Origin of the sequence: Enterobacter sp. Ap-867 (genome assembly GCF_011752855.1) — a bacterium.
Taxonomy (GTDB): Bacteria; Pseudomonadota; Gammaproteobacteria; order Enterobacterales; family Enterobacteriaceae; genus Cedecea.
The window spans coordinates 448,994-471,244 of sequence record NZ_VWWS01000002.1 but is presented as its reverse complement, the minus strand read 5'-3'; the positions used below and the strand labels follow the sequence as shown (position 1 = coordinate 471,244).

The window sequence follows — 22,251 nt, the reverse complement described above, 5'->3', positions numbered from 1 at the left end:
GCTCATGAGAGGGGAAAATTTTAAACGTTCTTAACCCGGCTAGTCAGGAACAGCGCGACCACCGCCAGCGCCGCCATCAGCCAGTAAACAGAATAGTGACCAAAACCTTCCGCCAACGCGCCCTGCAGTATCCCAGCCAGAATCACGCCCGTTGAAATACTGTTGGTGAATAGCGTCGTTGCAGAGCCCGGTCTTCCAGGCATCAAATCCTGGAACCACAGCATGCCTATCCCCGCAATGATCCCGATAAACACCGCATTAAACAGCTGTAAGATCACCAATGCCGTTTTAGAGTGGAACAGAATCAGCCCAACATAAAACAGGATGCCAGCAACAACCGCCGCCACCATCATGTTACGTTTTCCAAAGCGTTTCACGTAGTAGCCGGCGAGGATCATCGCGGGGATCTCAATCCCTGCAGCCGTGCCCATTAATAACCCCGCCAGCTCATCCGGCAGCCCAAGATCCTGGCTTATCCACAGCGGCATATCGATGATGTACATGGTGTTGCAGGTCCACATCAGCATCGAAGCGATAAAGAGCATCCGCACGTTACTGTCTTTCCAGCCGCTGACCTGCGTTATTGCCACCTCTGCGGGCTGCTCAACTCTCGGCACGGACGGCAGCGCGAAAATAATCAGCGCGAGTGAAATAACGAATATCCCGGCAGCGATAAGAAACATCGTGGTAAAGCCATATTTCAGCGCCAGCATAAAAGAGAGTGGCGGCCCGATAACCCACGCCAGAGAAAGCTGCGCCCGCATGATCGAGCTGAACATCACCACTTCGCGGGCAGAACGGTCGGCGTACTCACGCGCCAGGGCAAAAATCTGCGGCATGGCGGTATTGGCTATTGAGGCAAACATCACGCCAAGCGTAATCAGCGTCAGATAATGACGATTAAAGGCAAACAGAACGCAGTTTGCCACCGCCATCGCGCAGCAAACCATAATCAGTTTTCGCCGGTCGCCCCGACTGTCCGACCTTTTGGCCAACAGCAAACTGACGCCAATCCCGGCAATCGCGTTAACGGTGTAAAACAGGCCGACCCAAAACGGCCTCACTTCGACTTCTCGAGTTAAAAAAAGGCTAAGCGTCGGTGCCTGCAAAGCCCCGGCCACGCCAATCATAAAAGAGACGGCCATGAAGGCAGCGTAAACAGGGTTAAAACGGCGTGCGCGGGTCAAAAACCAGAGCATGGAATGTCCTTAAAAGGAGATGTAATCAGAGGTATTTGTTAAATGCATAAAGATTAAACGAAAAAAGCCAGCAGTAAACAGCTGCTGGCCGGTGAAAAGCACCAATACTCAGTCACACATGAGTCGGCGCGTTGGCGTTCTCGGGCATCGGGGTTGTAACCTCCCACTGCATCAAGTCTTCGAGCATCCTTAGTCTTTGCTCCACCGTCAGGCGAGCCAGCCATCCAGAGCAAACAAACTGTGTTGCGGCAAAGTACTGTTGGAAAAACTTCGCAGGTGATGACCGCTTCATAAACACCTCCTCGCTTCATCGGGAATCATTATTGACGTAATATAGGGAGAGTTAAATTGATGAGTTTCCGCCAGGAGTTCCTCTTTTATGTCTTCGTCACGCCTGCAACAACAATTCATCCGCCTGTGGCAATGCTGCGAAGGCAAACCTCAGGAAACCACGCTCAATGATTTAGCGGATTTGCTGAGCTGTTCCCGCCGCCATATGCGTACGCTGCTTAATGCGATGCAGGAAAAAGGCTGGCTTAGCTGGCAGGCGGAAGCCGGACGAGGCAAGCGCTCGCAGCTCACTTTCCTCTATACCGGGCTGGCCCTTCAGCAGCAGCGGGCGGAAGATCTGCTGGAGCAGGATCGCATCGATCAGCTGGTTCAAATCGTCGGCGACAAAGCCGCTGTCCGCCAGATGCTGATTTCTCATCTTGGCCGCAGCTTTCGCCAGGGTCGACACATTCTGCGTGTCCTTTACTATCGCCCGCTGCTAAATCTGCTGCCCGGCTCGGCGCTTAGGCGCTCCGAAACCCACATCGCCCGCCAGATTTTTAGCGGCCTGACGCGAATAAATGAGGAAAATGGGGAACTCGAAGCGGACATTGCTCACCACTGGCAGCAAATTTCCCCTTTACGCTGGCGCTTCTTCCTGCGCCCAGGCATCCATTTCCATCACGGTCGCGAGCTGGACATGCTCGATATCATCTCTTCCCTGCAGCGCATCAACGCTCTGCCGCTTTTTGCCCATATCACGCAAATCACCTCGCCGACTATCTGGACACTGGATATCCACCTTAGTCAGCCTGATGACTGGCTGCCGTGGCTGTTGGGCAGCGTGAACGCCATGATCCTGCCGCGCGAATGGACAACGATGACAAATTTCGCCAGCCAGCCCATCGGCACGGGCCCCTATTCCGTGGCTCGGAACAACCGCAACCAGTTGAAGATCCACGCCTTTGATGATTACTTTGGCTTCCGGGCGCTCATTGACGAGGTCAACTTTTGGGTACTGCCGGAAGTTGGCGAGGAGTCCAGTTGCGGCGTGCAGCTCCAGGGCATGCCGGACAGCGAAAAAGCCGTGGAAAGCCGCCCGGAAGAAGGTTGCTACTATCTGCTGTTCGACAGCCGATCCAGCCTTGGCGTTGACGAAAGCGTGCGCCAGTGGATTGGGCATATTCTCTCCCCGGTTAACCTTATATACCGCGCTACAGAGCAGTATCAGCAGTACTGGTTCCCGGCTTATGGTTTGCTCCCCCGCTGGCACCATTCGAGGCCAGGGCCGTTGCTCCCTAAACCTGCCGGCCTGGAGAGCATAACGCTCACCTACTACCGCGACCACGTAGAGCACCGGGTGATCAGTAGCATCATGACCGAATTACTGGCAGAGCAGGGCGTGAAGCTGGTTGTGCAGGAGATAGACTATGCTGAGTGGCATCAGGGCGAGGCCGAAAGCGACATCTGGCTGAACAGCGTGAACTTCACCATGCCGCTGGAATACTCTCTGTTTGCCCAGCTTTACGAAGTCCCGCTGATTCAAAAATGCATCCCTGGCGACTGGCAGGGCGATGCCCGTCGCTGGCACAGCAAAACGCTGGCCCTGCCTGAGTGGTGCAAGCAAATGCTGGAGCGCAATGACGTTATCCCATTGATTCACCACTGGTTGCGCATTGAAGGCCAGCGCAGTATGCGTGGGGTGAGGATGAACACGCTAGGCTGGTTTGATTTCAAATCTGCCTGGTTTGCCCCACCGGGCCCATAACGCTTTCGTAACATGACTTCCGTAACCCAAAGGAAATCAGTAGAATCCTCCCTGCTCAACGGGGTGCCAGGACAGTTTGTCCGCGCTGAGATAATACCCGTCGAACCTGATCCGGATAACGCCGGCGAAGGGATTTGAGACACTCAACTCAATTCCTTTGCCCCCTTTTACTGAGGTGCAAAGTGTTCAAAAAATTTCTGCCGCTGCTGGCGCTGGCCGCCATGCCCGTTTTCGCTAAACCTGTATTAACCGTTTACACCTACGACTCGTTCGCCGCCGACTGGGGCCCTGGCCCGGCGGTGAAAAAAGCCTTTGAGGCCGACTGTAACTGCGAGCTGAAATTTGTGGCGCTGGAAGACGGCGTTTCTCTGCTGAACCGCGTGCGCATGGAAGGCAAGAACAGCAAAGCGGATGTCGTGCTGGGGCTGGACAACAACCTGGTAGAGGCCGCCACGCAAACCAAACTGTTTGCGCCTTCTAATATAGAAAGCGGCGTCCTTCAGGTGCCAGGCGGCTGGAAGAACAGCACCTTCGTGCCTTACGATTACGGCTACTTTGCTTTCGTATACGACAAGAACAAGCTAAAAAACCCGCCAAAAAGCCTGAAAGAGCTGGTTGAAAGCGATCAAAAATGGAAGGTCATTTACGAAGATCCGCGCACCAGCACTCCAGGGCTTGGCCTGCTGCTGTGGATGCAAAAAGTGTACGGCAATAAAGCCCCGGAAGCCTGGCAAAAGCTGGCGAAAAAAACCGTCACCGTCACCAAAGGCTGGAGCGAAGCTTACGGCTTGTTCCTGAAAGGGGAAGCCGACCTGGTACTGAGCTACACCACCTCCCCGGCCTACCACATCATCGAAGAGAAGAAAGACAACTACGCCGCCGCGAACTTTAGCGAAGGGCATTACCTGCAGGTTGAAGTTGCGGGCCGACTGGCGAACAGCAAGCAGCCTGAACTCGCCGAGAAATTTATCAAATTCATCACCACGCCAGGTTTCCAGAACACCATTGCTACCGGCAACTGGATGTATCCGGTGACCAACGTGGCATTACCTGCTGGCTTCGACAGCCTGGTGAAGCCGCAAACCACACTGGAATTTCTCCCTCAGCAGGTGGCCACCCAGCGCGCAGAATGGATCAATGAATGGCAACGCGCCGTCAGCCGCTAATACCAGGCTGGCTGTATCCAGGGCTCTTTGCCGCAACGCTGGTCGTGGCGGTAGCCCTGGCGGCTTTTCTGGCGCTGTGGCTTAACGCTCCGCAGACGGATGTCTTTGCCATATTGCGGGACGACTATCTTTGGCACGTCCTGCGCTTTTCCTTCTGGCAGGCCTTTCTTTCCGCCGCACTTTCCGTTTTCCCGGCCATCTTTTTAGCCCGTGCGCTCTACCGCCGCCGCTTTCCTGGCCGACTGGCGCTGCTGAGGCTGTGCGCCATGACGCTGGTGCTGCCGGTGCTGGTCGCCGTTTTCGGTATTCTTTCCGTTTATGGGCGAGAAGGCTGGCTGGCCACGCTCTGCGGCTGGCTGGGCGTTGAATGGCACTTTTCCCCTTATGGCCTGCAGGGCATTCTGCTGGCGCACGTCTTCTTTAATATGCCGATGGCGACCCGTCTTCTGCTGCAGGCGCTGAACAATATCCCTTCGGAACAGCGTCAGCTGGCGGCACAGCTGGGGATGCAGGGCTGGCATTTCTTCCGTTTCGTCGAGTGGCCCTGGCTGCGCCGCCAGCTACTCCCGGTTGGCGCCCTGATTTTTATGCTTTGCTTCGCCAGCTTCGCCACCGTGCTTTCTCTGGGCGGCGGCCCGCAGGCAACCACCATCGAGCTGGCCATTTTTCAGGCATTAAGCTACGACTACGATCCCGCCAAAGCGGCATTGCTGGCTCTGCTGCAAATGGCGTGCTGCCTTGGCCTGGTGTTATTGAGTCAGAAGTTAAGCAAGGCGATTCCCGTCGGCGTCAGCCAGCTTCAGGGCTGGCGCGATCCACAGGATTCTCTGCGCCGAAAACTTAGTGATGGCCTGCTTATTGTGCTCGCCCTGCTGCTGCTTCTCCCACCGCTGCTAGCGGTGATGGTCGATGGGATTAACGGCAGCATGGGCAGCGTGCTGCGGCAGCCAGCGCTCTGGAACGCGCTCTGCACTTCACTGAGAATTGCCATTGCCGCCGGGCTTGTCAGCGTGACGCTGACGCTGATGCTGCTCTGGAGTTCGCGTGAACTTCGGCTGCGTAACCAACGCTTCGCCGGGCAGGCCATTGAACTTAGCGGCATGTTGATTCTGGCGATGCCGGGCATCGTCCTCGCCACCGGCTTCTTCTTGCTGCTAAACAATACCGTGGGCCTGCCGCAATCCGCCGACGCTATTGTTATTTTTACCAATGCGCTGATGGCGATTCCTTACGCCTTAAAGGTGCTCGAAAACCCCATGCGAGACGTGGCAGAACGCTACACTCAGCTTTGCCAGTCGCTGGATATCAGCGGCTTTAATCGCCTGCGATTTATTGAGCTAAAAGCGCTGAAACGCCCGATAGCCCAGGCGCTGGCCTTTGCCTGCGTCCTGTCGATTGGCGATTTCGGCGTGGTGGCGCTGTTCGGCAATGAAGATTTCCGCACGCTGCCCTTCTGGCTGTATCAGCAGATCGGCTCTTACCGCAGCCAGGAAGGCGCTGTCACAGCGCTACTTCTACTGCTGCTTTGTTTTATGCTGTTTACCTTGATTGAAAAACTTCCGGGGCAAGATGCTAACTCTGACTGATGTAACCTGGCTGTATCAGCACTTACCCATGCGCTTTTCCCTGAAGGTTGCGGCGGGGGAACGAATCGCCATCCTGGGGCCAAGCGGGGCGGGGAAAAGTACGTTACTGAGCCTGGTCGCCGGGTTCCTGCAGCCTGCCAGCGGCAACATCGTCATCGACGGCGTGGATCACACCCGGACACCGCCTTCAGCTCGCCCGGTTTCCATGCTTTTCCAGGAAAATAATCTGTTTAGCCATTTGACCGTCCGGCAAAATATCGCCCTGGGCATGCATCCGGGAATGAAACTTAATGAAGCCCAGAAGCTGCGGTTGCAGGAAATAACGGCACGCGTGGGGTTAACTGACATGCTGGACCGTCTGCCGTCTCAGCTTTCCGGCGGCCAGCGGCAGCGCGTCGCCCTGGCCCGCTGCCTGGTTCGTCAGCAGCCCGTTTTACTGCTGGACGAACCTTTCTCGGCGCTTGATCCGGCGCTGCGCAAAGAGATGCTACAGCTGCTCGACGAGCTGTGCCGGGAGCAACGGCTGGCGCTGCTGATGGTCTCTCACAGTATTGAAGATGCCGCCCGCATCGCCAGCCGTAGCATCGTGATAAAAGACGGGCGCATTGCATGGGACGGCGAAACGGGCAGGTTGCTCAGCGGCGAGGCAAGCGCCTCCGCGCTGTTGGGAATCTGCACTTAGTGCGACAGCACCTTCCGCAGGATATCCCAGTACACCGGCATCAAGGGATGCTGCAGCAAGGCGGCAAAACTGCCAATGCCCGCCACCAGCATCAACGGAGCCAGCCAGTTGAGTCGGGCCTGCGGTAGATAGCGGGCCAGGCGATCTGAGCCACGCTTACCGCTGCGATACCAACGCCAGCACAGCCATGCAGCCAGCCAAAGCAGTAAAGCCACCGCCAAAAGCAGCCACTTGAAGCTGGCGCTTTTCATGTCCGCAGGAATATCTATGGCCGCTCCGGCAAGGATCCCCGGCAGAAAATAGAGCGGCGGCCAGAGCAGGCAGCCGATGATATTCGGCAGCAAAAACTTCGCCAGCGGTAAATCCAGCATCCCAGCAACCATCGGCACCAGCGGGCGCGTAGGGCCAACAAAGCGCCCCACCAGGATCGTAAACATGCTGTGCTGATGCAGCGCGTGTTCGGTTTTATCCAGCAGAGCTTTATTCTTCTTCATAAATGACCAGCGGTGCAGCGGCCCTTTGAAACGCTGCCCAAGCCAGAACGAGATCCAGTCCCCCAGCAGACAGCCGACGATCCCGGCGCCCCAGGCATAATAGAAATTCACCTGGCCACTGCCGATCAGCGCCCCCAGTCCGGCCATCATTACCGTGCCCGGCAGGATCAGTCCCACCAGCGCCAGCGACTCAAAAAAGGCCACCAGCATCACCGCGATAAGCGAATATGCAACTGACTGTGTAATAAAGTGTTCCAGTAAGGCTTCCATAAGCTTTCCGTCGATGAGCGAGCGGGCGATTCTCCAGAATTAACGTGACAGGCGTCAAGGTCTCATTTCTATGAATAAAGAATAGACGGTAAAGTTCCGGACAATTCGCACACCCGGCCAACAACACTGTATATAAATGCAGTAACTAACGGTTGTTTGCGCTATAATCGAAACACTTTTCCTGAGAGAGAATGCAGCGTGTCTCAAGCTCGTCAGGGGTTTCTGCTGACCAGGCACTGGCGAGACACCCCGCGCGGTACCGAAGTCGATTTCTGGCTGGCCACGGACGATGGCCCGCTTAAGGTGCGCCTGCCGCCGCAGGAATCCGTCGCTTTTATTCCCCAGGCGCAGTTAGCCCAGGCGCAGCGTTTGCTAGCCGGTGAAAACCAATTCCGCCTTACGCCGCTTGAACTCAAAGACTTCCATCACCAGCCGGTAGCGGGCCTGTATTGCCAGCAGCACCGCCAGTTAATGCGGCTGGAGAAACTGCTCCGCGACGGCGGCGTGACGGTCTATGAGGCGTATATTCGCCCTCCGGAGCGCTTCCTGATGGAACGCTTTATTACCGCGCCGGTCTGGTTTAGCGGATACCCTCAGGGAGATGTACTGCTGGATACCCGCCTGAAACCTGCTCCAGAATACCGCCCGCCGTTGAAATGGGTCTCTCTGGATATCGAAACGAATCGACACGGGGAGCTGTACTGCATCGGCCTTGAAGGCTGCGGGCAGCGTCACGTCTATATGCTGGGGCCTGAAAACGGCGATGCTGAGGGCCTGGACTTTACGCTGGAATATGTCGCCAGCCGCCCTTTGCTGCTGGAGAAGCTGAATAGCTGGTTTGCCGAGCACGATCCCGACGTCCTGATCGGCTGGAACGTCGTGCAGTTTGACCTGCGCGTGCTGCAAAAAATGGCCGAACGCTACCAGGTTCCGCTCCGTCTGGGCCGCGGCAACAGCACGCTAGAATGGCGTGAGCACGGCTTTAAGCAGGGCGTTTTCTTTGCCCAACTTGCGGGCCGGGTGATTATCGACGGCATCGAAGCGCTAAAATCGGCGTTCTGGAATTTCTCTTCGTTTTCGCTGGAAACGGTCTCCCGTGAACTTCTGGGTGAAGGGAAGTCGATTGATAATCCCTGGGATCGTATGGATGAGATCGACCGCCGCTTTGCCGAAGACAAACCCGCGCTGGCTACCTATAACCTCAAAGACTGCGAGCTGGTCACGCGTATTTTCCACAAGACTGAGCTGATGCCTTTCCTGCTGGAGCGGGCGACGGTCAACGGGCTCCCGCTGGATAAACATGGCGGCTCGGTAGCGGCTTTCAGCCACCTTTATTTCCCGCGTATGCATCGTGCAGGCTATGTCGCCCCCAATCTGGGCGAGGTTCCGCCGCAGGCAAGCCCCGGCGGCTATGTGATGGATTCCAGTCCTGGACTCTATGACTCGGTGCTGGTGCTCGATTATAAAAGCCTGTATCCGTCGATTATCCGTACCTTCTTAATCGATCCGGTCGGCCTCGTCGAAGGTACAACCCAGCCGGACGTGACGCACTCCGTGGAAGGGTTTATTGGCGGCTGGTTCTCCCGCGACAAACACTGCCTGCCCGAGATCGTGAGCCAGATCTGGCATGGCCGGGAAGAGGCAAAACGCCACGGCAACAAGCCGCTCTCCCAGGCGCTCAAGATCATCATGAATGCGTTTTACGGCGTACTGGGTACCAGTGCCTGTCGCTTTTTCGATCCCCGCCTTGCTTCGTCGATCACCATGCGCGGTCACGAGATCATGCGCCAGACAAAAGCGCTGATTGAATCCCAGGGCTATGACGTTATCTACGGCGATACGGATTCAACCTTTGTCTGGCTGAAACAGGCCCACAGCGAACAGGACGCCGCACAGATTGGCAGGAAGCTGGTCGAGTACGTCAACACCTGGTGGCAACGGCATCTGAAAACCACGCTGAATCTCGACTGCGCCCTGGAGCTGGAGTACGAAACGCACTTCTGCCGCTTCCTGATGCCTACCATTCGGGGGACGGACCAGGGCAGCAAAAAGCGCTACGCCGGGCTTATTCAGGAGGGCGACGAACAGCGCATGGTATTTAAAGGGCTTGAAACAGTGCGCACCGACTGGACGCCACTCGCCCAACAGTTCCAGCAAACGCTCTATTGGCGAATTTTCCGCGGCGAGCCCTATCAGGACTACATCCGTGAGACCATTGCCAGCCTGATGTCGGGCGAGCTGGATTCACAGCTGATCTATCGCAAACGCCTGCGCCGCCCGTTAAGCGAGTACCAGAAAAACGTGCCGCCTCACGTTCGTGCGGCCAGGCTTGCCGATGAACATAACCAACGTCTGGGCAGGCCGGCGCAATACCAGAATCGCGGCACGATAAAATATGTCATGACCCTGAGCGGCCCGGAGCCGGTTGATTATCAGCAATCTCCGCTGGATTATGACCACTACCTGACTCGCCAGCTGCAGCCCGTTGCCGAGGGGATTTTGCCCTTCCTTGAGGACGACTTTGCTACACTGATGACGGGGCAGATGGGGCTATTTTAAAAACCCTCTACATAACTCAGCTTACGGCGAGGCGCTAAGAGCGTGCAGCCAGCGTCGCCGTAATTTGAAGCATGACGAGTGCGTGACGAATCCGTTGCCATCCAGTACCATAGCGCCCTTTCTTCGAATCCTTAGACCCAATTTTAAACAACTGCGCCGCCTGTGCGCGGTTGCCATGCTATTGCCTGCAAATTTAAGTCACTGAAATAGAGCCGAAAACTTATGCCTTTTACACTTGGTCAACGTTGGATCAGCGATACCGAAAGCGAACTGGGACTGGGAACCGTGGTGGCGCTGGATGCGCGTATGGTTACCCTGCTCTTCCCGGCAACGGGTGAAAATCGTCTGTACGCCAGAAATGACTCCCCGATCACCCGCGTGATGTTTAACCCAGGCGATGTGATTACCAGCCATGAAGGCTGGCAGCTGAAAGTTGATGAAGTTAAGGAAGAAAAGGGTTTACTCGCCTACCTCGGCACCCGTCTCGATACCGAAGAGTCTGACGTCCTGCTGCGCGAAGTGTTTCTCGACAGCAAATTGGTCTTCAGCAAACCACAGGATCGCCTGTTCGCCGGGCAAATCGACCGTATGGACCGCTTTGCGCTGCGTTTCCGCGCCCGCAAATATCAGAGCGAACAGTCGCGCCAGATTTGGAGTGGCCTGCGCGGGATGCGCACCAGCCTGATCCCTCACCAGCTAAACATCGCTCATGATGTTGGCCGCCGCCATGCGCCACGCGTATTGCTCGCGGATGAGGTTGGCCTGGGTAAAACCATTGAAGCCGGGATGATCATCCACCAGCAACTGCTGGCCGGTAGCGCCGAGCGCGTGCTGATTGTGGTGCCGGAAACACTGCAGCATCAGTGGCTGGTCGAAATGCTGCGCCGCTTTAACCTGCGCTTCGCGCTGTTTGACGATGAACGTTACGCGGAAGCCCAGCACGACAGCAGCAACCCGTTTGATACCGAACAATTGGTCATTTGCTCGCTGGACTTCGTGCGCCGCAATAAACAGCGCCTGGAAAACCTCTGCGAAGCGGAGTGGGATCTGCTGGTTGTCGATGAAGCTCACCATCTGGTGTGGAGCGAAGATGCGCCCAGCCGTGAATACCAGGCCATTGAACAGCTGGCCGAACATGTTCCTGGCGTCCTGTTGCTGACCGCCACGCCTGAACAGCTGGGCATGGAAAGCCACTTCGCGCGCTTACGCCTGCTGGACCCAAATCGCTTCCATGATTTCGCCATGTTCGTCGCCGAGCAGCAGAATTACCGCCCGGTTGCAGACGCCGTCGCCTTGCTGCTGGCAGGAGATCGCCTGACCGATGAGCAGCTGAATACCATGGGTGAGCTGATTGGCGAGCAGGATATCGAGCCACTGCTGCAAACCGCCAACAGCGATCGCGAAGGCAGTGAAGCCGCGCGCCAGGAGTTGGTTTCCATGCTGATGGACAGACACGGCACCAGCCGCGTGCTGTTCCGTAACACCCGTAACGGCGTGAAAGGTTTCCCGAAACGCGAACTGCACACCATTCGCCTGCCGCTGCCAACCCAGTACCAGACGGCGATTAAAGTCTCCGGTATTATGGCCGCGCGTAAGTCCGTGGAAGATCGCGCCCGCGACATGCTGTACCCGGAGCAGATTTATCAGGAATTCGAAGGCGACACCGGCACCTGGTGGAACTTTGACCCACGCGTTGAATGGCTGATGGGTTACCTGACCAGCCACCGTTCGCAGAAAGTGCTGGTGATCTGCGCCAAGGCCGCGACGGCACTTCAGCTTGAGCAGGTTCTGCGTGAGCGCGAAGGCATCCGCGCCGCCGTCTTCCATGAAGGCATGTCCATCATCGAACGCGACCGCGCTGCAGCCTGGTTTGCGGAAGAAGATACCGGCGCTCAGGTGCTGCTGTGCTCCGAGATTGGCTCAGAAGGCCGTAATTTCCAGTTCGCCAGTCAGCTGGTGATGTTTGACCTGCCGTTTAACCCGGACCTGCTGGAGCAGCGTATTGGCCGTCTCGACCGTATTGGCCAGGCGCACGACATCCAGATCCACGTTCCGTACCTGGAAAAAACCGCTCAGTCGGTCCTGGTGGACTGGTACCACGCCGGTCTGGACGCCTTCGAGCATACCTGCCCGACCGGCCGCACCATTTATGACAGCGTCTATCCGCAGCTGATCGAATATCTCGCCGCCCCGGAAAATACCGAAGGCTTTGACGCGCTGATCAAGCAGTGCCGCGAGCAGCACGATGCCCTGAAGCAACAGCTTGAGCAGGGCCGCGACCGTCTGCTGGAAATTCATTCCAACGGCGGTGAAAAAGCGCAGGCGCTGGCAGAAGCCATTTCCGAGCAAGATAACGACACTAACCTCGTTAGCTTTGCCATGAACCTGTTTGATATCGTCGGCATTAACCAGGACGATCGCGGCGACAACATGGTCGTCATTACTCCGTCCGACCATATGCTGGTCCCTGACTTCCCGGGCCTGCCGGAAGACGGCTGCACAATCACCTTCGAGCGTGACGTCGCCTTGTCCCGCGAAGACGCGCAGTTTGTGACCTGGGAACACCCGATCATCCGCAACGGCCTGGATTTGATCCTGTCAGGCGATACCGGTAGCTGTGCCCTGTCTCTGCTGAAAAACAAAGCGCTGCCGGTGGGCACGCTGCTGCTGGAGCTGGTGTACGTTGTAGAGGCCAAAGCGCCTAAACAGCTGCAGCTCAACCGCTTCCTGCCGCCGACGCCGGTGCGCATGCTGGTGGATAAAAACGGCACCAACCTCGCGGCGCAGGTGGAGTTTGAAAGCTTCAACCGCCAGCTCAGCGCGGTTAACCGTCATACCGGCAGCAAACTGGTGAATGCGGTGCAGTCCGACGTGCACGCTATTCTGCAGGTGGCGGAAGAAAAAGTTGCCGATGCGGCACAGGCGCTGATCGACGCAGCTCGTGAAGAAGCCGATGAGAAGCTGAGCGCTGAGCTGTCCCGTCTGGAAGCGTTGAAAGCCGTTAACCCAAACATTCGTGACGACGAGCTTGCGGCTATCGAAACCAATCGCCAGCAGGTGATGGAAGCGTTGAGCCAGGCTAACTGGCGTCTTGATGCCCTGCGTTTGATCGTTGTGACGCACCAGTAAATATGCGTCGCTTTACTCAAATCATTCGAGTTGCAGCAAGGCGGCAAAAGAGAGAATTCCCAGGAGCTGACTAAAGTCAGTGACTGGGATAAGTGAGAGCAGCCAACGCGGCTGCAGCTTGAAGGATGCAGAGTAAATGCTGATGGAACCCTACAATCCGCCTCTCGATCCCTGGCTGGTTATCCTGTACCAGGATGAGCACATCATGGTGGTTAACAAGCCCAGCGGCCTGCTGTCCGTTCCGGGACGTCTTGACGAGCACAAAGACAGCGTGATGACGCGCATTCAGCGCGACTTTCCGCTGGCGGAATCGGTCCATCGACTTGATATGGCAACCAGCGGCGTGATCGTGGTGGCGCTGACCAAAGCGGCAGAGCGCGAGCTAAAGCGCCAGTTCCGTGAACGCGAGCCGAAAAAGCAGTATGTGGCTCGCGTTTGGGGACATCCACAGCCGGAAGAAGGTTTGGTGGATCTACCGCTGATTTGCGACTGGCCTAACAGACCAAAGCAGAAGGTATGCTACGAGACAGGGAAATCTGCGCAGACTGGATATCAGGTGCTGGAATACGCGGCGGACAATACCGCTCGTGTACAGCTCATGCCGATTACCGGGCGTTCGCACCAGCTTCGCGTGCATATGCAGGCGCTGGGGCACCCGATTCTCGGGGACCGCTTCTACGCGACGCCAGAAGCGCTTGCCATGGCGCCGCGTCTTCAGCTCCATGCCGAGATGCTCACCATCACGCACCCGAGCTACGGTACGCCAATGACGTTTAAAGCGCCGGCGGACTTCTAAAAAAGGCCTCTCAACTGAGAGGCCTTTTTCTACTTAAACCCTTTTGCGGTTTTAATCAGATCGTAAGCGCCCTGAATCTCCTGGGCCTTTTGCTTCGCCATCTGCATCATTTCCGGCGGCAGGCCTTTTGCCACCAGCTTGTCAGGATGGTGCTCACTCATTAACTTACGGTACGCGCGCTTGATAACCGTTGGCTCATCGCTGCTTTTTACCCCAAGCACCTTGCAGGCATCTTCCAGCGTCGGGCCTCTTTGTTGCTGCGCGAAGCCGCCTTGCGATTGCTGGTATTGGCCACCACCGAACTGCTGGCCGCCTTCCATCATGCGCAAGAACTGGTCGAACTGGGCACGCGAGATCCCCAGTTCTTCGGCAATCACATACAGCACCTGACGCTCATTTGGGTGCAGCGAGCCATCCGCAAACGCAGCCTGGATTTGTATTTCCAGAAACATCCGAATTAAGTCAGAACGGCCAAAACAGACGCTTCGCATCTGCCCCATCTTTTCTCTGAGCGGATAGTTATTTTCTTTCCCCGCGCGAAATGCTCGCTGAGCGGCGGCGCGCGCCTCACCATGAAGCTGCATTCGGTCCATCAATAAAGACGCTATTTGAATATCAGCTTCCGTTACCCGACCTTTCGATTTGGTGAGGTGCCCCATCACTTCAAAAGTGGTAGAAAAAAAGATCGCCTGACGCTGCTGTTGGTTAGCAAACCAGGCCCCGCGACGGCTGCGTGCCTTATCAAACATATGACCGATAAGAAAACCTATCACCACCCCCCAAAAGCCGCCGCCTGAGATTAACCCCAAAGCAACACCGAGTACTTTTCCCCAATACTGCATATACTCCCCAAATCATCATGCTGTCGTCTAGAATTTGCTTTATCATACCCGCCATTGATAGCGCTGCCTAACGGCATACTGCTAATGGGCTGGATTAACACTAGCGCTGTGGTGATGAGTACGTTAGTCTCTGACCGTTTGCCTTCGCTATACCCTGATGACGGAACAACAAATAACACGTATGAAAAAACGTATTCCCACCTTGCTGGCCACACTGATTGGTTCAGCCCTTTATAGCCAACAAGGTATGGCTGCCGACCTTGCCTCGCAGTGTATGCTGGGTATCCCAAGCTACAATCGTCCATTGGTTAAGGACGACGGCAATAGCCAGCCGGTAACAATCCAGGCCGATCACGCCAAAGGTGACTACCCGGACAATGCCGTTTTTACCGGGAATGTTGACGTTCAGCAGGGTAACAGCCGCCTGCAGTCAGACGAAGTTCAGCTTCACCAGAAGCTGGTCGAAGGTCAAACGGATCCCGTCCGCACCGTAGATGCCTTAGGTAATGTGCATTACGACGACAATCAGGTCATCCTGAAAGGTCCTAAAGCCTGGTCAAATTTAAACACCAAAGATACTAACGTCTGGGACGGTAATTACCAGATGGTTGGCCGCCAGGGTCGCGGTACCGCAGACCTCATGAAACAGCGCGGCGACAACCGCTACACGATTCTCGAAAACGGGACGTTCACCTCCTGCCTGCCGGGTTCCAACACCTGGAGCGTGGTTGGTACTGAAGTGATTCAGGACAGGCAGGAAGAAGTGGCGGAGATTTGGAACGCCCGCTTTAAACTGGGCCCGGTACCGGTGTTCTACAGCCCTTACCTGCAGCTGCCTATTGGCGATAAACGCCGTTCGGGCTTCCTGATCCCCAGCGCTAAATACAGCACCAACAGCGGCATTGAGTTCGCGCTGCCCTATTACTGGAACATTGCGCCAAACTTCGATGCCACTATCACGCCTCACTATATTGATAAGCGTGGCGGTATCCAGTGGCAGAACGAATTCCGCTACCTGACCCAGGCAGGTTCAGGCTTGATGGAGTTTGACTATCTCCCGTCGGATGACGAATACAAAAACGAGCAGGGCGTTGCGCCGGGCGAAAAAGATCGCCGCTGGCTGTTCTACTGGAACCACAGCGGGGTCATGGACCAGGTGTGGCGTTTCAACGTCGATTACACCAAGGTCAGCGACTCGCGCTACTTCAACGACTTCAGCTCACCCTATGGTAACAGTACCGACGGCTACGCCACGCAAAAATTTAGCGTCGGCTACGCTAATCAGAACTTTGACGCGACGCTGTCCGCTAAACAATTCCAGGTCTTTGCCAACCAGCTGGGTACATTCACCAGCTCTTACCGTGCAGAGCCGCAGCTGGACGTCAACTTCTACCAGAATGACGTGGGCCCGTTTGATACCCGAATTTATGGCCAGGCGGTGAAATTCACTAACGTGAATGACAACATGCCTGATGCAACGCGTCTGCACCTTGAACCGGTGATCAACCTGCCTGTCTCCAACGGCTGGGCAAGCCTGAACACCGAAGCCAAGCTGATGATGACCCATTATCAGCAAGGTAATCTTGATGAATATAAGCAGAAGATTAACGCCAACAGCACATTAGAAAACACCGTCAACCGCACGCTGCCGCAGTTTAAAATGGACGGCAAGCTGATCTTTGACCGTGATATGGACTCCGTTGCCGGCTGGACACAGACGCTTGAGCCACGCGCTCAGTACCTGTACGTGCCGTATCGCAACCAAAGTGCTATCAACAACTACGACTCATCGCTGCTGCAGTCCGACTACAGCGGCCTGTTCCGCGACCGCACCTATGGTGGCCTGGACCGCATTGCTTCCGCAAACCAGGTCACGACGGGCTTAACTTCCCGGGTTTATGATGACGCATCGGTTGAACGTTTTAACGTATCCGCGGGTCAAATCTACTATTTCACCCAGTCCCGTACCGGGGATGACAACATTAACTGGGAGAAAGATAAGAAAACGGGCTCCATGGTCTGGGCCGGTGACACCTACTGGCGTATGACAGATCGCTGGGGCCTGCGCGGCGGGGTACAGTATGATGCTCGCCTGGGTAGCGTAGCGAACGGCAGCGGCGCCATTGAGTACCGTCGCGATGCCGATCGTATGGCACAGTTGACCTATCGTTATGCCAGCCCGGAGTATATTCAGGCTACGCTGCCGACAGTTTACTCTACCGCCGATCAGTATAGAGAAGGGATCTCGCAGGTCGGTATGGTCGCCAGTTGGCCAATCGTGGATCGCTGGTCCGTTGTCGGGGCCTACTACTACGATACCAATGCCCGACAGTCCGCTGACTCTATGTTCGCCGTGCAGTACAGCTCTTGCTGTTATGCCATTCGTGTTGGCGTCGAGCGTAAGATCAACGGGTGGGAAAATAACATGAGTAAATACGATAACGTAATCGGCTTTAACATCGAGTTACGTGGCCTGAGTTCCAACTATGGCCTGGGTATTCCGCAGATGCTGCGTACTAACATTCTGCCATACCAAAGTTCGATGTAATTCACTTTGACGAATTCTCTAAATAATCCGCTTTGCGGCTAAGTAAAATGGAAAAAGTATGAAGAACTGGAGAACGCTGCTTCTTGGTGTCGCACTTGTAGCGAACACAACTTTTGCAGCCCCGCAGGTTGTCGACAAAGTAGCTGCCGTAGTCAATAACGGCGTAGTCCTTGAAAGCGATGTTGACGGCTTAATGCAGTCCGTCAAAATGAACTCACGCGACGCGGGGCAACAGCTTCCTGACGACGCGACGCTTCGCCATCAAATCATTGAACGTCTGATCATGGATCAAATCATCCTGCAGATGGGCCAGAAGATGGGCGTGAAGATCACCGACGATGAACTCGATCAGGCCATCGCCAACATTGCAAAACAGAACAACATGACCATGGATCAGATGCGCAGCCGTCTGGCCTATGATGGCGTGAACTACAACACCTACCGCAGTCAGATCCGTAAAGAGATGACGATTTCGGAAGTGCGTAACAATGAAGTTCGTCGTCGCGTCTCAATCCTGCCGCAGGAAGTTGATGCCCTTGCACAACAGGTAGGCAATCAGAACGACAGCAGTACCGAACTGAACCTGAGCCACATCCTGATTGCCCTGCCAGAAAACCCAAGCTCTGCTCAGGTTGATGACGCAGAAAAACAGGCACGTAACGTTGTCGATCAGGCACGCAACGGGGCAGACTTCGGCAAGCTCGCGATCAGCTATTCTGCCGACCAGCAGGCGCTGAAAGGCGGCCAAATGGGTTGGGGTCGCATCCAGGAACTGCCTTCTATTTTTGCCCAGGCATTGAGCACGGCGAAGAAGGGCGACATTATCGGGCCTATTCGTTCAGGCGTTGGTTTCCACATCCTGAAAGTTAACGATATGCGCGGTCAGAACCAGAATATTTCTGTGACCGAAGTTCACGCCCGCCACATTCTGCTGAAAACGTCGCCTATCATGAACGATACTCAGGCGCGCCAGAAACTAGAGCAAATTGCCGCTGACATTAAGAGCGGGAAAACCACCTTTGCCGCAGCAGCGAAATCCTTCTCGGACGATCCAGGTTCAGCGAACCAGGGTGGCGATCTGGGCTGGGCGGCAACGGATATTTATGATCCTGCTTTCCGCGATGCACTGCAGAAGCTGAACAAAGGCCAGATGAGCGCCCCGGTGCACTCTTCCTTCGGCTGGCACCTGATCGAACTGCTGGACACGCGTAAAGTCGACAGAACCGATGCGGCGCAAAAAGACCGTGCCTACCGCATGCTGTTCAACCGCAAGTTCTCCGAAGAAGCGCAAACCTGGATGCAGGAACAGCGCGCCAGCGCTTACGTGAAAATCATAGGCAGCAATGGCTAACATCTTTCGTGTGACCATCACTCCCGGCGAACCCGCCGGGATTGGTCCCGACCTGGTCGTCGCGTTAGCGCAACGCGACTGGCCCGTTGAACTGGTCGTCTGCGCTTCTCCAGAATTGCTACTTGCCAGAGCCTCTCTGCTCGGTCTCCCCCTGACGCTCCAGCCTTTCGAGGCAAATCAACCGGCAAAACCACAGGCTGCAGGTACGTTAACCGTGCTGCCCGTTGAGCTACGTGCGCCGGTCATTCCAGGGCAACTGGATGTGCGTAACAGTGCTTACGTCGTCGAGACGCTCGCTCGGGCATGCGATGGCTGCCTGAACGGAGAATTCGCCGCGCTGATTACCGGGCCGGTACACAAAGGCATTATCAACGATGCCGGGATTCCGTTTATTGGTCACACCGAGTTCTTCGAAGAGCGCTCACACAGCGAAAAAGTGGTGATGATGCTGGCCACGGAAGAGCTGCGCGTTGCGCTGGCCACAACGCATCTGCCGCTGAAAGCAATTTCTGACGCCATTACGCCGGATTTACTACGCCAGATTGTCACCATCCTGTATCATGACCTGCAAACCAAATTTGGTATCCCGCAGCCGCATGTACTGGTTTGCGGTCTCAATCCACACGCCGGGGAAGGTGGCCATATGGGCACCGAAGAGATAGACACTATTATCCCGGTGTTAAATGAGATGCGCGCTCTGGGGATGCACCTTTCTGGCCCGTTACCGGCAGATACGCTATTCCAGCCTAAATACCTCGATAGTGCTGACGCCGTACTGGCGATGTATCACGATCAGGGTCTGCCCGTGTTGAAATATCAGGGCTTCGGCCGCGCGGTAAATATCACGTTGGGGTTACCTTTTATCCGTACCTCGGTTGACCACGGCACGGCTCTTGAGCTGGCAGGCCAGGGAAAAGCCGACGTCGGCAGTTTTATTACGGCGCTTAATCTCGCCATTAAAATGATTGTAAATAGTCAATGAATACTCGAGTCCACCAGGGCCACCTTGCCCGCAAACGTTTTGGACAAAACTTCCTTAATGACCAGTTCGTTATCGACAGTATTGTCTCCGCAATTAACCCACAGCCAGGCCAGGCAATGGTCGAAATTGGTCCAGGCCTTGGTGCACTGACCGAGCCTGTGGGTGAACGTATGGATAAAATGACCGTTATCGAACTGGACCGCGATCTTGCCGCACGTTTGCAAACGCACCCGTTCCTGGCCCCCAAGCTGACAATTTATCAGCAGGATGCCATGACCATGGATTTCGGCGATCTTTCGCAGAAAATCGGCCAGCCGTTGCGCGTCTTCGGTAACCTGCCGTATAACATCTCTACGCCGCTGATGTTCCATCTCTTTAGCTATACTGATGCCATTGCAGACATGCACTTCATGCTGCAAAAAGAGGTGGTTAACCGCTTAGTCGCCGGGCCAAACAGTAAAGCCTATGGCCGCCTGTCGGTGATGGCGCAGTACTACTGTAACGTTATTCCTGTGCTTGAAGTCCCGCCAACGGCGTTTACGCCTGCACCAAAAGTGGACTCTGCCGTTGTGCGTCTGGTACCACACGCGACTTTACCGCACCCGGTGAAAGATCTGCGCGTGCTGAGCCGTATCACCACGGAAGCCTTTAACAAGCGTCGTAAAACTATCCGTAACAGCCTTGGTCATCTGTTCAGTGCCGACGTGCTGGCGGAGCTGGGCGTCGATGCGACGCTGCGTGCGGAAAACATTTCCGTTGAGCAGTACTGTAAGCTTGCAAACTATCTGGCTGACAACCCACAACAGCCGTCGGAGAGCTAAACTATGCTTGATTCGCCCCGCGTATGCGTGCAGGTACAAAGCTTTTATATTGAGTCGCAGTCCTCGCCTGAGGATGAGCGTTTCGTATTTGCGTACACAGTCACTATTCGCAATCTGGGGCGAACAGCAGTTCAGCTACTTGGCCGTTACTGGCTAATTACCAACGGCAACGGCCGCGAAACCGAGGTTCAGGGCGAAGGTGTCGTCGGCGAACAGCCGCATATTGAACCGGGCAACGACTACCAGTACACCAGCGGAGCGGTTATCGAAACGCCGCTCGGCACCATGCAGGGCCATTATGAAATGGTCGATGCGCAGGGAGAGGCCTTCAGGGTCGAGATCCCCGTTTTCCGTCTGGCCATTCCAACTTTTATTCACTGATACCATGTCTACATATCTGATTGGCGATGTTCACGGCTGCTACGATGAACTGATCGCGTTGCTGCAGCAGGTTAATTTCAACCCTGAAGAAGATACGCTGTGGCTGACGGGCGATCTGGTGGCTCGTGGGCCAGCTTCTCTGGAGGTGCTGCGCTATGTTCGCAGTCTCGGTGACAGCGTACGAGTGGTACTCGGTAACCATGACCTGCATCTTTTAGCAGTCTTTGCGGGCATCAGCCGCAACAAACCTAAAGACCGCGTTACGCCACTGCTGGAAGCGCCTGATGCCGACGAGCTTCTCAATTGGCTTCGTCGTCAGCCGCTCATTCAGGTGGATGAAGAGAAAAAGCTTGTTATGTCTCATGCGGGGATCACGCCTCAGTGGGATATCAATACCGCGCTGGCCTGCGCGCGTGATGTCGAAGCCGTTCTCTCCAGCGACAGCTACCCGCTTTTCCTGGATGCAATGTATGGCGATATGCCCAACAACTGGTCCAGCGATCTCTCCGGGCTGGCACGCCTGCGTTTCATCACTAACTCGCTCACCCGCATGCGCTATTGCTTCCCTAACGGCCAGTTGGATATGTACTGCAAAGACACGCCGGAAAAAGCGCCTTCGCCGCTGAAGCCCTGGTTTGCGATTCCTGGCCCCGTTACCGCCGAATATTCTGTGGCTTTTGGTCACTGGGCATCGCTGGAAGGGAAAGGCACGCCGGAAGGGATCTATGCGCTGGATACGGGTTGCTGTTGGGGGGGAGAACTAACCTGCCTGCGCTGGGAAGATAAAGCCTGGTTCGTACAGCCTTCAAATCGTCAGCAGGATAGCGGCGAAGATCAAACCGCTGCCGCCTCTTAGAAGTTCCCCCTCTCTCTGTCGAGAGAGGGGTAAAACTTAACGACGCTCCAGAATTTCGAAGCAATAACCGTGGGAGTTATTCTCGTCGGCATCGTGGAATTCACTGAAGGTTGACTGCCACTCATCCGGATCGTAATCCGGGAAATGCGTGTCCCCTTCCACTTCCGCATCAATATGGGTCAGGTAAAGACGCTGCGCCTTGGGCAGGAACTGCTCGTATACGCGTCCCCCGCCAATCACCATGATTTCTTCGGCATCACCGCAGGCTTTAATAGCCTCTTCCACCGATTTCACCCACTCAACGCGATCGTCATTTCCGGCCTGGCTGCTAATAACGATGTTTTTACGTCCCGGCAGCGGGCGGCCAATAGACTCCCAGGTCAGGCGCCCCATAACAACAGGTTTATTGAGCGTATTGCGCTTGAACCAGGCCAGGTCGGCAGGCAAATCCCATGGCATGGCGTTTTCCATGCCGATAACGCGATCCACCGCCAAAGCAGCAATCAGACTGATCATTTATATAACCTAAGGATGATGAAAAAAATTGCCGC

18 protein-coding genes and 1 riboswitch are annotated in these 22,251 nt (G+C 55.6%); of the genes, 13 read left to right on the top strand and 5 right to left on the bottom strand.

The features are described from left to right. Positions 1-20: 20 nt before the first annotated feature. Complete coding sequence (locus tag F3J26_RS09795; protein WP_166993529.1) at positions 21-1,199, bottom strand: sugar efflux transporter; 1,179 nt, start codon at positions 1,197-1,199, stop codon at positions 21-23. 112 nt (positions 1,200-1,311) lie between these two features. Then, positions 1,312-1,491 carry a glucose uptake inhibitor SgrT gene (gene sgrT, locus F3J26_RS09790; protein WP_008461749.1) on the bottom strand — a complete coding sequence of 60 codons (180 nt, stop codon included), beginning with the start codon at positions 1,489-1,491 and terminating at the stop codon, positions 1,312-1,314. Positions 1,492-1,578: 87 nt separating this feature from the next. Here sgrT and sgrR point away from each other — a divergent pair, with 87 nt between their 5' ends. The 4 genes from sgrR (at position 1,579) to thiQ (ending at position 6,671) form a co-directional block, all read left to right on the top strand. Beyond that, entirely contained in the window at positions 1,579-3,237 is a 1,659-nt protein-coding gene (gene sgrR, locus F3J26_RS09785; protein WP_008461747.1) for an HTH-type transcriptional regulator SgrR, read from the top strand. Positions 3,238-3,286: 49 nt separating this feature from the next. Further along, a riboswitch (TPP riboswitch) is annotated at positions 3,287-3,388 on the top strand. Positions 3,389-3,419: 31 nt separating this feature from the next. Continuing rightward, positions 3,420-4,403: a thiamine ABC transporter substrate binding subunit gene (thiB, locus tag F3J26_RS09780; protein WP_166993527.1), complete on the top strand. Its 984-nt coding sequence runs from the start codon at positions 3,420-3,422 to the stop codon at positions 4,401-4,403. Beyond that, complete coding sequence (gene thiP, locus F3J26_RS09775) at positions 4,379-5,989, top strand: thiamine/thiamine pyrophosphate ABC transporter permease ThiP (RefSeq protein WP_166993525.1); 1,611 nt, start codon at positions 4,379-4,381, stop codon at positions 5,987-5,989. Before thiB ends, thiP begins: the two co-directional genes overlap by 25 nt. After that, on the top strand, positions 5,973-6,671 hold the full coding sequence (gene thiQ, locus F3J26_RS09770; RefSeq protein ID WP_166993523.1) for a thiamine ABC transporter ATP-binding protein ThiQ: 699 nt from the start codon (positions 5,973-5,975) through the stop codon (positions 6,669-6,671). The genes thiP and thiQ overlap by 17 nt, the downstream gene beginning before the upstream one ends. Here the strand turns inward: thiQ and F3J26_RS09765 are convergent. Next, a complete protein-coding gene (locus tag F3J26_RS09765) occupies positions 6,668-7,435 on the bottom strand; it encodes a DedA family protein (RefSeq protein ID WP_166993521.1) in 768 nt (255 codons plus the stop codon). The genes thiQ and F3J26_RS09765 overlap by 4 nt on opposite strands. Positions 7,436-7,633: 198 nt before the next feature. Between F3J26_RS09765 and polB the strand changes: the two genes are divergently transcribed. From polB to rluA, 3 genes are all read left to right on the top strand, one after another. Further along, entirely contained in the window at positions 7,634-9,994 is a 2,361-nt protein-coding gene (gene polB / locus F3J26_RS09760) for a DNA polymerase II (RefSeq protein ID WP_166993519.1), read from the top strand. 222 nt (positions 9,995-10,216) lie between these two features. Beyond that, positions 10,217-13,123, top strand: coding sequence for an RNA polymerase-associated protein RapA (gene rapA / locus F3J26_RS09755; protein ID WP_166993517.1), 2,907 nt, complete (start codon positions 10,217-10,219; stop codon positions 13,121-13,123). 136 nt (positions 13,124-13,259) lie between these two features. Continuing rightward, a complete protein-coding gene (gene rluA / locus F3J26_RS09750) occupies positions 13,260-13,919 on the top strand; it encodes a bifunctional tRNA pseudouridine(32) synthase/23S rRNA pseudouridine(746) synthase RluA (protein WP_008461732.1) in 660 nt (219 codons plus the stop codon). A 29-nt stretch (positions 13,920-13,948) separates the two neighbouring features. On the opposite strand, the gene djlA is transcribed toward rluA, so the two are convergent. Beyond that, entirely contained in the window at positions 13,949-14,761 is an 813-nt protein-coding gene (djlA, locus tag F3J26_RS09745) for a co-chaperone DjlA (RefSeq protein WP_166993515.1), read from the bottom strand. A gap of 181 nt (positions 14,762-14,942) precedes the next feature. Between djlA and lptD the strand changes: the two genes are divergently transcribed. From lptD to apaH, 6 genes are read left to right on the top strand one after another with little or no spacing between them, the layout of a single operon-like run. After that, positions 14,943-17,309 (top strand): LPS assembly protein LptD, encoded by a 2,367-nt coding sequence (gene lptD / locus F3J26_RS09740; protein ID WP_166993513.1) that lies wholly within the window; start codon positions 14,943-14,945, stop codon positions 17,307-17,309. Between the two features lie 58 nt (positions 17,310-17,367). Further along, a complete protein-coding gene (gene surA, locus F3J26_RS09735; RefSeq protein ID WP_008461725.1) occupies positions 17,368-18,660 on the top strand; it encodes a peptidylprolyl isomerase SurA in 1,293 nt (430 codons plus the stop codon). Beyond that, complete coding sequence (gene pdxA / locus F3J26_RS09730; protein ID WP_008461723.1) at positions 18,653-19,642, top strand: 4-hydroxythreonine-4-phosphate dehydrogenase PdxA; 990 nt, start codon at positions 18,653-18,655, stop codon at positions 19,640-19,642. The genes surA and pdxA overlap by 8 nt, the downstream gene beginning before the upstream one ends. Continuing rightward, positions 19,639-20,463, top strand: coding sequence for a 16S rRNA (adenine(1518)-N(6)/adenine(1519)-N(6))-dimethyltransferase RsmA (rsmA, locus tag F3J26_RS09725; RefSeq protein WP_039300352.1), 825 nt, complete (start codon positions 19,639-19,641; stop codon positions 20,461-20,463). The genes pdxA and rsmA overlap by 4 nt, the downstream gene beginning before the upstream one ends. A gap of 3 nt (positions 20,464-20,466) precedes the next feature. Further along, entirely contained in the window at positions 20,467-20,844 is a 378-nt protein-coding gene (apaG, locus tag F3J26_RS09720) for a Co2+/Mg2+ efflux facilitator ApaG/CorD (RefSeq protein ID WP_008461718.1), read from the top strand. A 4-nt stretch (positions 20,845-20,848) separates the two neighbouring features. Next, complete coding sequence (apaH, locus tag F3J26_RS09715) at positions 20,849-21,700, top strand: bis(5'-nucleosyl)-tetraphosphatase (symmetrical) ApaH (protein WP_166993511.1); 852 nt, start codon at positions 20,849-20,851, stop codon at positions 21,698-21,700. Between the two features lie 36 nt (positions 21,701-21,736). On the opposite strand, the gene folA is transcribed toward apaH, so the two are convergent. Beyond that, positions 21,737-22,216 (bottom strand): type 3 dihydrofolate reductase, encoded by a 480-nt coding sequence (folA, locus tag F3J26_RS09710; RefSeq protein ID WP_008461713.1) that lies wholly within the window; start codon positions 22,214-22,216, stop codon positions 21,737-21,739. Positions 22,217-22,251 lie beyond the last annotated feature (35 nt).